Origin of the sequence: Streptomyces sp. NPDC005774, from assembly GCF_042871645.1 — a bacterium.
Classification (GTDB): Bacteria; Actinomycetota; Actinomycetes; order Streptomycetales; family Streptomycetaceae; genus Streptomyces; species Streptomyces pratens.
Genome location: NZ_JBIAIV010000014.1, coordinates 38,632 through 53,270 on the forward strand (window position 1 = coordinate 38,632; position 14,639 = coordinate 53,270).

Sequence of the window (14,639 nt, forward strand, 5' to 3'; positions counted from 1 at the left end):
GTCGGTGGTGTTGATGGCGTTCACTTGCTCTCGGGTACCTTCCAGCCGAACCTCGCCTTGATCGCCGCGCCGTGCGCGGGCAGGTCCTCCGCCTCGGCGAGCGTGACCACGTGGTGGGCGACGTCGGCCAGCGCGTCCTCGGTGTAGTCGACGATGTGGATGCCGCGCAGGAAGGACTGGACGGACAGGCCCGAGGAGTGGCAGGCGCAGCCGCCGGTGGGCAGGACGTGGTTGGAGCCGGCGGCGTAGTCGCCCAGGGAGACCGGGGACCAGGGGCCGACGAAGATCGCGCCGGCGTTGCGCACCCGGTCGGCGAGCGTGGCGGCGTCGGCGGTCTGGATCTCCAGGTGCTCGGCGCCGTAGGCGTCGACCACGCGCAGGCCCTCGTCGAGACCGTCGACCAGGACGATCGCGGACTGCCGGCCGGCGAGTGCGGGGGCGATGCGGTCCTCGACGTGCCGGGAGGCGGCGACCTGGGGGGCCAGCTCCTTCTCCACGGCGTCCGCGAGAGTGGCGGAGTCGGTGACCAGGACGGCGGCGGCCAGCGGGTCGTGCTCGGCCTGGCTGATCAGGTCGGAGGCGACGTGCACCGGGTCGGCCGTGTCGTCGGCGAGGATCGCGATCTCGGTCGGCCCCGCTTCGGCGTCGATGCCGATGCGGCCGGTGAAGTAGCGCTTGGCGGCGGCGACCCAGATGTTGCCGGGGCCGGTGACCATGGTGGCGGGCGGACAGGACTCGGTGCCGTACGCGAACATGGCGACGGCGGTGGCGCCGCCCGCGGCGTACACCTCGTCGACGCCGAGCAGGGCGCACGCGGCGAGGATCGTCGGGTGCGGCAGCCCGCCGAACTCCTTCTGCGCCGGGGAGGCCAGGGCGATCGACTCGACGCCGGCCTCCTGGGCCGGGACCACGTTCATGATCACGGAGGACGGGTACACGGACCGCCCGCCGGGCGCGTACAGGCCCACGCGGTCGACCGGCACCCATTTCTCCGTGACGGTGCCGCCGGGGACGACCTGGGTGACGTGGGTCTCGCGGCGCTGGGCGCGGTGCACGAGCCTGGTGCGGCGGATGGACTCCTCCAGGGCCGCGCGCACGGCCGGGTCCAGCTGTTCCAGCGCGTCGGTGAGCGCCCGCGCCGGGACCCGGACGGATTCCAGACGCACGCCGTCGAACCGTTCGGCGAAGTCGATCAGCGCCGCGTCGCCCCGATGATGCACGTCCTCGCAGATGGGCCGCACCTTCTCCAGGGCGGCCGCTACGTCGAAGTCGGCTCGGGGCAGCAGGTCGCGCAGGGCGGGGCCCTCGGGGAGGGCGTCGCCGCGCAGATCGATTCGGGCCAGGAAGGAATGTTGCAGCACGTGCTCAATTCTCTCAGACCCGCACCGGACGCCGTGCGGGCGTTCCAATGGCTGATACGCGATCCATTCGGTAACCCATAGTACACACCGGGAAGATCCTTCTTACTTTATGTGTTCGAAAGGTCACTCGATGGGCATGAAGCGTTGTACACGTACGAGTTGTACGAAGTGACGAACTCACGAGTACCTGGGGAAGGAGGGGAGGACAGTGGCCGAGGGGGAGGCACGACGCTCCGGTGAGGTGCCGGCCGATCTGACGGCGACGGAGGCCGGCATGTGGCAGGCCTTCCGCAACGGCAGCGTGTACGACCTGAGCAGCGGGGACTCCGTCGTCGACGATCCGCACGGAGGGCATCCGTGGGGCCCCGAGCGGACCGTCCGGGCGCGGACCGTGTGCCGGCTCCTGCTGGACGGTCCGCCCGCACTGGCCGGCCGGGTCTCCTCTCTGAAGCTGGTCGGGGTGCTGATCAGCGGCGCGCTGGACCTCGCGGGCGGCACGGTGGTGCCGTACGTGGAGATGCGCGACTGCCGTTTCGAGCGGGACGTGCTGCTGCCTGAGGCCCGATTCACGACGGTACGGCTGGTGGACTGCTCGGTGCCGCGGCTGGAGGCGGCCCGGTTGCAGACCGAGGGCGATCTGCACCTGCCGCGCTGCCGGTTCCTGGGGGGCATACGGCTGACCGACGCCCGGATCGGCACGGATCTGCTGCTCAACCAGGCGGTCGTGCACCGCGACCGCAGCGGCCGGTCGATAGCCGCGGACGGTATGACGGTCGGCCAGGACCTCCAGGCCGAGCTGCTGGAGTCGCACGGCGAACTGAGCTTGCGCGGCGCGACGATAGGCGTCTCGGTGAGTCTGCGCGGGGCCCGGCTGGTCAACCCGTCCTCCCGGCTCGCGTTGAACGCGCCGCAGCTGACCGTCGAGCGGTCGCTGTATCTGACGCCCGCGGGGATCGGCACCCAGGCGCGGAGCGGGATGACACCGGCGCGCGGGACGCGGATTCAGCGGTTCGAGTGCCAGGGCGGGGTGCGGCTGGACGACGGGCGGTTCGGGGACGCGGTCGACTTCGAGCGGGCCCGGTTCACCCTGACCGATGATCAGGAGCTGTCGCTGCGCCGGGTGCAGACGCCGGAGCTGCGCTTCCTCGGGGAGCGGCCGGCCCGCGGGCGGGTGGCGCTGTCGGGAGCGCGGGTGGTCAACCTGATGGACCGGGCGGACAGCTGGCCGGGGCCGGGCCGGCTGCACATGGGCGGCTTCGCCTACGAGAACCTCGTGCCGCGCGGGCCGTTCCCGCTGGCGGAGCGGCTGGAGTGGGTGGCCGCGGCGAGCGCCGAGTATGCCCCGGAGCCGTATGAGCGGCTGGCCGCCGTGCTGCGGGCGGGCGGCGAGGAGGAGGACGCCCGCGAGGTGCTGCTCGCCAAGCAGCGCCGGCGCCGTGAGAGCCTCCCTCTGGCGGCCAAGCTGTGGGGCTACGCGCAGGACTGGACGGTCGCCTACGGCTACCGGCCGGGGCGGGCCGCGGTGTGGATGGCGGTGCTGTGGGCGGGCGGTTCGCTGGCATTCACACGCGCGTACCATCCACCGATCAAGAGCGGCGAGCATCCGGCGTGGGACCCGGCCCTCTTCGTCCTGGACCTGCTGCTGCCGGTGATCGATCTGGGCCAGGTGGGGTTCTGGCAACTGCGTGGTGGCTGGCAGTGGCTCGCGGTCGCCTTCATCCTGCTCGGCTGGATCCTCGCCACGACGGTGGCGGCGGGCGCGACCCGGGCCCTGCGCCGCGGCTGACCGGCCCGACCCGGCGCCCGGCCCACACCTGGCCAGCGCCCGGCCGGCGGTGACCGGCGCCTTCCCGGTCCCGGAGGGCCCGCCTCCTTCTTTACTCGGCCTTGAACGAATGGCGTACAACCTTCCGTGACTTCCGTGAAGGGTCTGGCGCCGCTGTGACCTGCGGTCTTTCAATGGTCGACACCATGGCTCTGCTGCACGCGTTCACCCGTGTTTCCCGGGTGCGAGGAAAGTCGTCGGGCACCGTCCAGCCCGGCGTCCTCGTGCTGCCCGCGGACGCCGAGGTATTGCTCGACGTCCCCGACGAGGTGCTGGGCCCGGTCCTGGTCGGGGCCGCGGCCGGCGACCCCGCGCCCGCCGTCGGCCTGCTCGCCGCCACCCGGCACCGCGGGGCGTGGGAGCACCGCGACCGGTATGTGCGCCAGTTGGCCGTCTTCGCCCGCTCGCGCCCCGAGTGGCTGGACACCTGGCGCGTCCACGACCCGCACAACCCCGACGGACTGCTCGTGGACGCCCAGCGGGCGGTGCACCGCGCATGGGACTCACCGGCCCGTGTCGAACTGCTGCGCGAGGTGAGCCCGCTGATCACGGCCGCCGCGCGGGCCGACCACCACGACCCGGTCCCGTGGCGGCTCGCCCTGGACCACGCCCGCGGCGCCCGGGCCGGGCACCGGTACTTCCAGGAGTTGTGGGAGGCCGCGGTCCGCCGCGCCCCGCACCACTACGGCTGCCACGTGGCGGCCCTGCGCTACCTGTCGTCCTCCTGGCACGGCGCACACCTCGAGTGCTTCGACTTCGCCGACCAGGCCGCGCAGGACGCGCCGGACGGCTCGCTCACGCAGTCCCTGCCGCTGCGGGCTGCCTTCGCGTACCTCACCGACGGCGGCGGCCCCGAGGTACCGCGCGAGCGGCTCGACGCGGCGGCCGACCGCGCTCTGGCCCTGTCCGCCCGGCTTCCGGCGGCCCACCCCCGGCCGGCCGGCCTGCGCAACCTTCTGGCGTACGTCCTGCTGCGCCTGGAGCGCCGGCCGGAGGCCCTGGAGCAGCTGCGGCTCACCGGCCCGTACGCCACCTCCACGCCCTGGGAGCGGGAGGCGGAGGATCCCCTCGGCCGGTTCCTGGAGGTGCGCCGGGACCTGTACGAGGCGGTGTCCGCCGGCCCCGCCACGGGCTCCCGGCATCCACGGAGTGAACGGGGCCGCCGGGCCCGGTCCGGCGACCATTAGGCTTTTACGTCGTGACCACCGCCCGGCTCCCGCTCTTTCCCCTGAACTCGGTGCTGTTCCCCGGGCTCGTGCTTCCGTTGAACATCTTCGAGGAGCGCTATCGCGCCATGATGCGCGAGCTTCTGAAGACACCGGAGGACGAGCCGCGCCGGTTCGCCGTCGTGACGATCCGCGACGGCCACGAGGTCGCCCCGAGCGCCCCCGGCATCCCGGACCCGACGGCCGTACCCGAGCTGGGCCCCGCGGCGGGCTTCGGCCCCGACCCGCTCCGGTCCTTCCACAAGGTGGGTTGTGTGGCCGACGCGGCGACGATCCGGGAGCGGGCCGACGGCACCTTCGAGGTGCTTGCGACGGGGACGACGCGGGCACGGCTGCTGTCGGTCGATGCCTCCGGGCCGTTCCTGACGGCCGAGCTGGAGCCGGTGCTCGAGGCGCCCGGCGAGGAGGCGGGGGCGCTCGCCGAGGGAGTGCTGCGGGCGTTCCGCCAGTACCAGAAGCGGCTGGCGGGGGCGCGTGAGCGGTCGCTGGCGACCGGCGCGGACCTGCCGGACGAGCCGGGGGTCGTGTCCTATCTGGTCGCCGCCGCGATGATGCTCGACACGCCGACGAAGCAGCGTCTGCTCCAGGCGCCGGACACGGCGTCCCGGCTCCGCGACGAGCTGGAACTCCTTCGCACGGAGACGGCCATCATCCGCAACCTGCCGTCGCTGCCGGCGGCGGAGCTGACCCGCGGACCGACGTACCTCAACTGACGTACGACCGTACGCTTCCCGGAGCGGGACGGGAACGAGACCGAGCGCGGGGACAGAAACGGGGCCGGGATGGCGAAGAAACCGAAGAAGCAGCAGTCGGGCGGGACGCCCGCGACGGTGGCACTCACCGCGGCCGAGGTGCCGTTCACCGTCCACTCCTACGACCACGACCCCTCCCACCCGTCCTACGGCGAGGAGGCGGCCGAGGCGATGGGCGTCTCCCCCGACCGGGTCTTCAAGACGCTGGTGGCGGACGTCGACGGCGCGCTGACGGTGGCGGTGGTCCCGGTGGCGGGGCAGCTGGACCTGAAGGGCCTGGCGGCGGCGGTCGGCGGCAAACGGGCCTCGATGGCCGACCCCGCCCTGGTGGAACGCACCACGGGCTACGTCCGGGGCGGTATCTCGCCCCTCGGCCAGCGCAAGCGGCTGCGTACGGTGCTGGACGAATCGGTCGGCCTGCACGAGACGGTCTGCGTCTCGGCCGGCCGTCGCGGTCTGGAGGTCGAGCTCTCCCCCGCCGACCTGGCCGAGCTGACCTCGGCGGTACTCGCCCCGATCGGGCGTACCTGACCGTTTCTCCGGACCGGGCAGGAGTGGGTCTGCTCGGCCGCACGCCCCGAGCGGTCCTGGGCGCTCCCCCACTGCCTCAAGGGCGTGGGAGGTACCCCCAGACCCCCTGGCGTACTCGGCCCCGGGGCGGCGACACGCATCCCGTACGTGGGGTCCGGGCCCGGGAGGCCGGTTCCCTGCGCGACCCGGCCACATGAGGACGGCCAGGGCGACGGGGAGGCCCTGGACCATCACTCCGGTGAAACAGGGTCCCCGCTCGCCGACGCCGTGCCCGGCGTCCCGGACCGCACGATCACGTCACCCCGGACGGGGTCCACGACACCGCGAGCCCGGACACCGCGAGCCGCCCCTCACACGGCCGAGCCGAACCGCCCTCGCGCACACTCCCGGCAAGCAGTTGACGCCCCTCGACAAACCCCGCTTCTTCGGTTAATCAGAAGAGGCATGTCGAAGAGAACACGCAAACGCAAGTGGCGCACCAGGAAGGGCCGCGCGAACCATGGCAGGCGCCCGGCCTGACACCGCAACCGGGCCGGAGCTGTAGGGCCTGCCCGCCGGGGAGGCCCTACAGCTTCGGGAATCCGTCGTGCGGCGGCTGCGGGACGTACGGGTCGACCGGCGGGTAGAGGTAGGAGCCAGGGTCGGGGTCGGGGTCACGGGGGCCGAACAGCGCGGTCAGGCCCAGGTGGACGACCAGCCCGGCGAACGGCCAGGCCAGCAGCGCTCCTTTGGCGCTCAGCTTCAGCGGCGCGTCGAACGTCACGCCCTTGCCGACGTCCCTCGCCTGGGCGATGACGTCCTGGGCGGGCCCGAGCCACACCCCGAGCCGCCACGCCAGCAGTGATCCGAGCAACCCGCCGACCCCGAGCGCCACCACCAGCGGCACACCCCCGCGCCGCCGCACGAGGAACACGGCGAGCGCGCTCACCGCACCGAACGCCAGCGCGAGCAGCGCGAACGTCCCGTCCACGCCGATGGCCTGCTCGCCCTCGGTGTCCTTGAGGTAGACGACCCAGTTGTCGCCCGCGACGTCGCCCACCAGCGGAACCCGCGGCGCCAGCCACCACCACAGCACCCCGAGCAGTACCCCGCCGAGCGCCACCGCCACCACGGTCACGGCGGCCTCACGCAGTTCCGTCTTCATCCCGGGGCCGTCCTGTTCGTACCAGCCGTACCCTGCCCGGTCACCGTGCCCGGTGGACCCGGCGTCCGGGACTTCCGTGGCCGGCCCGTCGGCGGAGGCGGCGGCCACCTGCCCGGCGGACGGTGACTGCCACCCGCCGTGCGGGGAGTGTTCATGTGGAGGCGGTGGTGGTGTCAGAGGTGCGCTCACCCTGACATCGTGCCAGGCCCGGCTGTGCGGCGTGACACGGACAGGTCACCGACACGTCACCGAACGGGGCGCCGTACGGGTCAGCGGACGGCTGCCCTGCGGTACGCCCAGGTCGCCACGGCCAGCGAGAGCACGCCGACCACCCCGCACACCGCGAGGTCGCCGAGGACCAGTGCCCAGTCGGGATGCGGCGCGAAGGTCCGCGCGAGGGCCTCGACACCGTACGTCGACGGCAGCAGGTCCCGGACGACGCGTACCGCCTCCGGCATCCGTTCCGCCGGCAGCACGCCCAGCAGCAGCGCGGCCGACATGCCGAGCTGGCCGAGCAGCGTGGCGAACTCGGGCCGCGGCGCGAGCAGCCCCAGGGCTGCCCCCAGCCCGGCGAGCGCGGCACCCGACAGCGGGATCACGGCGGCCAGCACCCACAGATGCGTCAGCGGCAGTCCGAACAGTACGCATCCGAAGGCCGCCGTCACCACCGTCCCCGGCACGGTGAAGGAGGCGTAGGCGCCGGCCGCGCCCAGCACCACCGCGGCCGGCGGGACGGGCAGCGTCGCGTAGTGGTCGAGTCCGCCGCTGGCCCGCAGCTGTCCGAAGTACTGCGCGAGCAGGTTGAGCGCGACGAAGGCGACGACCAGGACGGCCGATCCGGCCACCACCGCCCGTGCCTCCGAGCCGCCGTCCACGACCCCGCGCATCAGGACCATGATCCCGACGGACTGGAAGGTCGCCACGAACAGCAGCGGGATCCGCGCCACCCGAGCCCGGGAGAGCTGCGCCCGGTACACGGCCGCCAGCGACGGCCACAGCCGCGCCCGGGGGCCGAGCACGGCCGGCTGCGGCGCGGTCTCCTCCGCGGCCAGGACGGCGCCCGGCAGGACATCGGCGGGTACGACACTCACGTCGCGCTGCTCCCCTTCGCTCGGAGGCTCGCCCGGATCCACTCCGGCAGTCGTCCTGTTCCGTACGGATGCGGCGCCCGGCGCATTCAGGGGCCCGCCGTTCATGCCTTCACCAGCCCCTGCCGTACGGCACCGCCCAGCGCCAGGTACACGTCCTCCAGAGTGGGCGTGGTGAGCGTGAAGTCGTCCAGGGCGGCGAAGGCGGCGCCGCCGGTGACGGTGGCCACGACAGCACGGGCCTCCTCCGGCCCCAGCCGCAGTGTCCAGCGACGGCCGGACTCGACGGCGCGGTCCTGGAGCGCGGCCACCTCCGGTACGTGCAGGGGGGCCGTCTCGCGCCACACCAGGTCGACCCGGACCTCACCCGCGACCTGTTCCTTCAGTCCGGACGGGCTGTCACAGGCGATCACCCGGCCCCGGTCGAGCACGGCGACCCGGTCGAGCACGGTCTCGGCCTCGATGACGTTGTGGGTGACCAGCAGCACGGTGGCGCCCTGCTCGGCCCGGCGTCGGTCGACGGCGGACCACACCGCGCGCCGCGCGATCGGGTCCATGCCGACGGTGGGTTCGTCGAGCACCAGCAGGGGCCGCTCGCCGACCAGCGAGGCGGCGAAACAGGCCAGCCGGCGCTGGCCGCCGGACAGCTTCTTCAGGGGGCGCGCGGCGATCGGGGTGAGCCCGAGTTCGTCGAGGACGTCGTCCCGCTCCGCGCACGCCCGCTCCGCGTCGAGGCCGCGCAGCCGCGCGGTGGTCTCGACGGCGAGCGACACGGTCAGCTCGTCGAGGGCGGTGGACTCCTGCCCGAGGTAGGCGAGGATCCGTGCGGCCCGCTCGGGGTGGCGCACGATGTCGTGGCCTAGGATGTGGACGCTGCCGCGGTCGGGCCGCATCAGTCCGGTGAGCTGGCGTACGAGCGTGGACTTGCCGGCACCGTTCGGCCCGAGCAGTCCGAAGATCTCACCACGCCGGACGTCGAGCGCGACGTCGTCGGTGGCCCGGACCTCGGGGGTCGCCGGCACTCCGCGGCGTCCGCGGGCCGCCGGGTAGGTCTTGGTCAGCCCGCGCACCACGCACACGATGTCACTGTCGTGCCGGAATGCCTGTACCGCGCGCGTACTCACAAGAACGAGACTACGGGGTCCGCGCCCCCGCTCCACTTCCGGGTCGGCCGACCGCCCCGATCCCCCGGTGGAACGACGAGCCCTCGCAAGGCGCCGGTCCGTCCCGGCGCGGGGCCGTACGGGGCGGCACCGCACGGCCAGTGCCCGGCCCCGGCGTCGGGGTCAGTCCCCGACCGGGGCACGGTCCGTCCCCGTACGCGCGTCCAGCTCGCGCCAGAAGCCCGCACGGATGGCGTACCGGTCGCGTTCGTCGATCTGGTCGTCCTTGTGGGCGAGCAGGCCGAAGCGGGCGGCGTAGCGCAGCAGCTCGCCGTCGACGCGGTGCGGGATGCGGGGGTACATGCCGGACAGCTTCTGGAGGCCGCCCTGGTCCCCCAGCCGCTCCACCCAGCGGCGGGCGAAGACCTGTCCCACCTCGAAGGGGTCCCCGCCGACCGTGGTGATGTCCTCCTCACGGTCGGCCCACCGCTGCTCCGCCGTGGTCAGCTGGGCCAGCGTCGGCATGGAGGCTGCCTCGGGGGGCTCGGCGACGGGCCGGTCGGCCCAGCCCTTGTCGGAGGACCAGCGCAGGGTGGCGGACTGCGGCGGGTGGGGGTGCGGGGTGCCGGGAGCGCGCAGGGCCGCCAGGTCCTTGGGCGTGGGTACACCCTTGGTGGCGGGCGCCCGCTCGCCGGTGCCGTTGTGTCCGGCGGCGGCCGGGTGCGGCGGCTCCTGGGCGGCCGGCTCCTCCCCCTGGGCGGGCGCGGACTCCGGCAGCGGGGCGGCGAGGATCGCGGCGATCTCGGAGCGGGCCGCGGGGGGCGGCGCGCACACGCCGGAATGGTCCTCCTTGGCGCGCACCGCCTTGGTGATCCAGGCACGGTCCAGCACCCGGCGTTCGTCGGCCTCGGCGACCAGGTCCTCGGACTGGTTGTAGTCGCCGTCGGCGGCCTGGACGGCCCACAGGTGGACGGCGACACCGTGCTCCTTGGCCGCCATCATGCCGGGCATCAGGTCGCCGTCGCCGGTGACCAGGACGATGTCGGAACAGGCGCGGTTGCGGGCCAGCTCGGTCAACTCGGCGTGCATTGCGGCGTCGACGCCCTTCTGCGCCCACCGGCCGTCGCTGCGGGTGAGCGCGCCCAGCCGGACGGTGACCCTGGGCATGACCCGCAGCCGGCGGTGCTCGGGCTGCGGCACCCGGTCCGGGGCGCCGTCGAACCAGTAGATGCGCAACAGGGGCCGGCCCGTGTCGGACTCGGCCCGGTCGCGCAATCCCTGGATGAGGGCGGCGTGATCGACGGTGATCCGGGACCGCGAGGGCTCCCCGGCGAGGAGACTGGCGGCGGCCCCCAGCAGATACCCGGCGTCCACCAGGACAATGCAGCGGTCCACGCGATCCACCCTCTTTCCGGGAGGTTTGCTTCGGGCTTGCTTCGAGTCTGCCCGACCACGCCGGGGTTAACGGCCCGAACTCGATCTTCGGCGTGGCGTTTCCACACTTCCTTCGCCGAGCCACCCTGTCACACACGGTAATTGTCCGACATGCGATGACTCTTCCGCCATGTGAGTCTGGTCCCGGTCCTGGCCCCAGGGTCCCTCGTTCGGATCAGGCCGGGCCCCGCGAGTCCGGCGGGATCCGAACGAGGGGCCCTACATCCCCACAGGAGGCATCACCATGGCCAAGAACAAGAACCGTGAACGGAAGCAGCCGCAGACCGGACGCGCCCAGCAGACGGCGCAGCATCCCTCGGCGGAGCCGCAGACCGAGCAGCACGGCCCGCAGATCACGCCCGGAGATGTCGCCCGCAAGGGCAGGGAGAAGCGCTTCGGCCACAACTGACGCCCGCGCGGTGGACTTTTGAGCCACGCGCACGGCATGTGCAGAGGGGTGTGCCCGTCACCGGGCGCACCCCTCTGGCCGTCGGTCCCGTCGGCCTCGGCCATCTCACCGGTCGCCCGGTCACCCGGGCCACGGCCCACGGCCCGCCGGACAGGCCTAGCCCGCCAGGCAGGACGGGCCGAGGAGGACCTTGAGGTCGCCGAACAGGGCGGGGTCCGGCTTCACCCGGTGCCGGTCCAGGCGCAGCACCGTCGTCTTCGTCGGCCCCTGGAGCTTGATACGGACCTCGCTGTCGCCCTTGTGGTGGCCGAGGATCTCGCCGAGGCGGCTGACCATCGGCGGGGTGACCCTGGTCGCCGGAATGGTGAGCACGACGGGCGCGTTGGTGCCCGCGTTGGACAGGTCCGGGACCTGGAGCTCCATGGCGACCAGCCGCGGCACGTCCTCGCGCTTGTCGAGCCGGCCCTTGACGAACACCACGGCGTCCTCGACGAGTTGGGTCGAGACGAGCTGGTAGGTCGCGGGGAAGAACATGCACTCGATGGACCCGGCGAGGTCTTCCACGGTGGCGATCGCCCAGGCGTTGCCCTGCTTGGTCATCTTGCGCTGGAGGCCGGAGATGATGCCGCCGATGGTGACCACCGCGCCGTCGCCGAAGTCGCCGCCGGTGAGCTGGGAGATGCCCGCGTCGGCCTTGTCGGACAGGACGTGCTCCAGCCCGAACAGCGGGTGGTCGGAGACGTACAGTCCGAGCATCTCCCGCTCCTGCGCGAGCAGGTAGGTCTTGTCCCACTCGTCGTCGGTGAAGGTGACGTCGAGGCCGAAGCCGGGCTCGCTGGTCTCCTCCTCGCCCATGCCGCCGAAGAGGTCGAACTGTCCCTCGGCCTCCTTGCGCTTGACCGCGACCACGTTGTCGATCATCGGCTCGTACTGGGCGGTGAGGCCCTTGCGGGTGTGCCCCATGGAGTCGAAGGCGCCCGCCTTGATCAGAGACTCGGTGGTCCGCTTGTTGCAGACGACCGCCTCGACCTTGTCGAGGTAGTCCGGGAAGGAGTCGTACTTCCCCTTGGCCTTGCGGCTCTTGATGATCGACTCGACGACGTTGGTGCCGACGTTGCGGACCGCGGACAGGCCGAAGAGGATCACGTCGTCGCCCTGCGCGGCGAAGTTCGACTCCGACTCGTTGACGTTCGGCGGGAGCACCTTGATGCCCATGCGGCGGCACTCGTTGAGGTAGACGGCCGACTTGTCCTTGTCGTCCTTGACCGAGGTGAGCAGCGCGGCCATGTACTCGGCCGGGTAGTTCGCCTTGAGGTAGCCGGTCCAGTACGACACCAGTCCGTACGCGGCGGAGTGGGCCTTGTTGAACGCGTAGCCGGCGAAGGGGACCAGCACGTCCCACAGGGCCTGGATCGCTTCGTCGCTGTAGCCGTTGCTGCGGGCGCCCTCCTGGAAGAGGACGAAGTTCTTCGCCAGTTCGTCGGGCTTCTTCTTGCCCATCACGCGGCGGAGGATGTCGGCCTCGCCGAGCGAGTAGCCCGCGATGATCTGGGCGGCCTTCTGCACCTGCTCCTGGTAGACGATCAGGCCGTAGGTGACCGACAGCACCTCCTGGAGCGGCTCCTCCAGTTCCTTGTGGATCGGCGTGATCTCCTGGCGGTTGTTCTTGCGCTCCGCGTAGTTGATGTGCGAGTTCATGCCCATCGGGCCCGGCCGGTAGAGGGCCGAGACGGCGGAGATGTCCTCGAAGTTGTCGGGCTGCATCTGGCGGAGCAGCGAGCGCATCGGGCCGCCGTCGAACTGGAAGACGCCGAGGGTGTCACCGCGGCAGAGCAGTTCGAAGGTCTTGGGGTCGTCCAGCGGGAGGGCGAGCATCTCCAGGTCGATGCCCTTGTTGGCCTTCACCATCTTGATGGCGTCGTCCATGATCGTGAGGTTGCGCAGGCCCAGGAAGTCCATCTTCAGGAGGCCGAGCGACTCGCACTGGGGGTAGTCCCACTGTGTGATGGTCACGCCGTCGGTGTGCCGTGTCCAGAGCGGGGCGTGGTCGACGATGGGTTCGCTGGACATGATCACGCCGGCCGCGTGCACGCCCATCTGCCGCACGAGGCCCTCGACGCCCTTGGCGGTGTCGATGACCTTCTTCACGTCCGGCTCGTTCTCGTACATCGCGCGGATCTCGCCGGCCTCGTTGTAGCGCGGGTGCGAGGGGTTGGTGATGCCGTCGAGGTCGATGCCCTTGCCGAGGACGTCGGCGGGCATGGCCTTGGTGAGCCGGTCGCCCATGGCGTACGGGTAGCCCAGCACGCGCGCGGAGTCCTTGATGGCGTTCTTCGCCTTGATCTTGCCGTAGGTGCCGATCATGGCGACCTTGTCGGCGCCGTACTTCTCCGTCACGTACCGGATCACCTCGACGCGCCTGCGCTCGTCGAAGTCGATGTCGACGTCGGGCATGGAGACGCGCTCGGGGTTGAGGAACCGCTCGAAGATCAGTCCGTGCGGGATCGGGTCGAGGTCGGTGATCCCCATGGCGTAGGCGACGATGGAGCCGGCCGCGGAGCCGCGGCCGGGGCCGACCGCGATGCCCTGCTTCTTGGCCCACATGATGAAGTCGGCGACGACGAGGAAGTACCCGGGGAAGCCCATCGAGATGATGGTGTCCATCTCGTACTCGACCTGCTTCATGCGGTCGTCCGGGATGCCGCCCGGGAAGCGGCGGTGCATGCCGCGGATGGTTTCCTCACGGAACCAGCTGACCTCGGTGTACCCCTCGGGGATGTCGAACTTGGGCATGAGGTCGCGCTTCTCGAACATGCCCGTGGTGTCGACCATGTCGGCGATCAGCCTGGTGTTGGCGCAGCCCTGCTGCCAGGCGTCGGAGGAGTCGATGGCGTACATCTCGTCGGTGGACTTGAGGTAGTAGCCGGTGCCGTCGAAGCGGAAGCGGTCGGGGTCGGAGAGGTTCTTGCCGGTCTGGATGCACAGCAGCGCGTCGTGGGCGGTCGCCTCGTGCGCGTACGTGTAGTGCGAGTCGTTGGTCACCAGGGGCGGGATGCCGAGTTTCTTCCCGATCTCCAGCAGCCCGTCACGGACCCGGCGCTCGATCTCGATGCCGTGGTCCATCAGCTCCAGGAAGTACCGCTCCTTGCCGAAGATGTCCTGGTAGTCGGAGGCAGCCTTCAGCGCCTCGTCGAAGTGGCCGAGGCGCAGCCGGGTCTGGACCTCGCCGGAGGGGCAGCCGGTGGAGGCGACCAGCCCGGTGGACCACTTGGAGATGGTCTCCTTGTCCATCCGGGGCCACTTCTGCAGCCAGCCCTCCGCGTACGCGTCGGAGGAGAGCTTGAAGAGGTTGTGCAGGCCCGTGCTGTCGACCGCCCAGATGGTCTTGTGGGTGTAACCGCCCGAACCGGAGACGTCGTCCCGCTTCTGGTGCGGCTGACCCCATTGGATCTTGCGCTTGGTGCGCCGCGACTCGGGCGCGACATAGGCCTCGATCCCGATGATCGGGGTGACTCCGGCCTTCTGCGCGGTGTGGAAGAAGTCGTATGCGCCGTGCAGGTTGCCGTGGTCGGACATGGCGATGTGGCTCATGCCCATCTCGTTGCAGGCGTTGAACATGTCCTTCAGCCGCGCGGCACCGTCCAGCAGCGAGTACTGGGTGTGGACGTGCAGGTGCGTGAACGGCGTCTTCGACACGGTTCGGCCTCCGAGGATGAATGCTGCGGCGCGGAGCGCCCCGTCCAGGAGGGTGGTCGGGTGGCGGGTG

General features: G+C 71.6%; 11 protein-coding genes. 5 read left to right on the forward strand and 6 right to left on the reverse strand.

Features of this window, described 5'->3' with window-relative positions; translation table 11 throughout:
• Positions 1 to 20: 20 nt before the first annotated feature.
• Positions 21 to 1,343, reverse strand: a complete 1,323-nt coding sequence (hisD, locus tag ACFYQA_RS15440; protein ID WP_388917246.1) for a histidinol dehydrogenase — start codon at positions 1,341 to 1,343, stop codon at positions 21 to 23.
• Positions 1,344 to 1,569: 226 nt separating this feature from the next.
• On the opposite strand from hisD, the gene ACFYQA_RS15445 reads away from it, so the two are divergent.
• From ACFYQA_RS15445 to ybaK, 4 genes are all read left to right on the forward strand, one after another.
• A complete protein-coding gene (locus ACFYQA_RS15445; protein ID WP_388916953.1) occupies positions 1,570 to 3,147 on the forward strand; it encodes an oxidoreductase in 1,578 nt (525 codons plus the stop codon).
• A 173-nt stretch (positions 3,148 to 3,320) separates the two neighbouring features.
• A complete protein-coding gene (locus tag ACFYQA_RS15450) occupies positions 3,321 to 4,373 on the forward strand; it encodes a hypothetical protein (RefSeq protein ID WP_388916956.1) in 1,053 nt (350 codons plus the stop codon).
• An 11-nt stretch (positions 4,374 to 4,384) separates the two neighbouring features.
• Positions 4,385 to 5,125, forward strand: a complete 741-nt coding sequence (locus ACFYQA_RS15455; protein ID WP_388916959.1) for an LON peptidase substrate-binding domain-containing protein — start codon at positions 4,385 to 4,387, stop codon at positions 5,123 to 5,125.
• A gap of 69 nt (positions 5,126 to 5,194) precedes the next feature.
• Positions 5,195 to 5,695, forward strand: a complete 501-nt coding sequence (ybaK, locus tag ACFYQA_RS15460; protein ID WP_388916962.1) for a Cys-tRNA(Pro) deacylase — start codon at positions 5,195 to 5,197, stop codon at positions 5,693 to 5,695.
• A gap of 565 nt (positions 5,696 to 6,260) precedes the next feature.
• Here ybaK and ACFYQA_RS15465 read toward each other — a convergent pair.
• From ACFYQA_RS15465 to ACFYQA_RS15480, 4 genes are all read right to left on the reverse strand, one after another.
• Positions 6,261 to 7,028: an AAA family ATPase gene (locus ACFYQA_RS15465; RefSeq protein WP_388916965.1), complete on the reverse strand. Its 768-nt coding sequence runs from the start codon at positions 7,026 to 7,028 to the stop codon at positions 6,261 to 6,263.
• Positions 7,029 to 7,108: 80 nt separating this feature from the next.
• Positions 7,109 to 7,930 carry an ABC transporter permease gene (locus tag ACFYQA_RS15470; RefSeq protein ID WP_388916968.1) on the reverse strand — a complete coding sequence of 274 codons (822 nt, stop codon included), beginning with the start codon at positions 7,928 to 7,930 and terminating at the stop codon, positions 7,109 to 7,111.
• 101 nt (positions 7,931 to 8,031) lie between these two features.
• Positions 8,032 to 9,006: an ABC transporter ATP-binding protein gene (locus ACFYQA_RS15475; RefSeq protein ID WP_388917249.1), complete on the reverse strand. Its 975-nt coding sequence runs from the start codon at positions 9,004 to 9,006 to the stop codon at positions 8,032 to 8,034.
• Between the two features lie 207 nt (positions 9,007 to 9,213).
• Positions 9,214 to 10,425: an NYN domain-containing protein gene (locus tag ACFYQA_RS15480; RefSeq protein ID WP_388916971.1), complete on the reverse strand. Its 1,212-nt coding sequence runs from the start codon at positions 10,423 to 10,425 to the stop codon at positions 9,214 to 9,216.
• 283 nt (positions 10,426 to 10,708) lie between these two features.
• Here ACFYQA_RS15480 and ACFYQA_RS15485 point away from each other — a divergent pair, with 283 nt between their 5' ends.
• Positions 10,709 to 10,873 carry a hypothetical protein gene (locus tag ACFYQA_RS15485; RefSeq protein ID WP_386405706.1) on the forward strand — a complete coding sequence of 55 codons (165 nt, stop codon included), beginning with the start codon at positions 10,709 to 10,711 and terminating at the stop codon, positions 10,871 to 10,873.
• Positions 10,874 to 11,029: 156 nt separating this feature from the next.
• On the opposite strand, the gene dnaE is transcribed toward ACFYQA_RS15485, so the two are convergent.
• On the reverse strand, positions 11,030 to 14,569 hold the full coding sequence (gene dnaE, locus ACFYQA_RS15490; RefSeq protein WP_388916974.1) for a DNA polymerase III subunit alpha: 3,540 nt from the start codon (positions 14,567 to 14,569) through the stop codon (positions 11,030 to 11,032).
• Positions 14,570 to 14,639 lie beyond the last annotated feature (70 nt).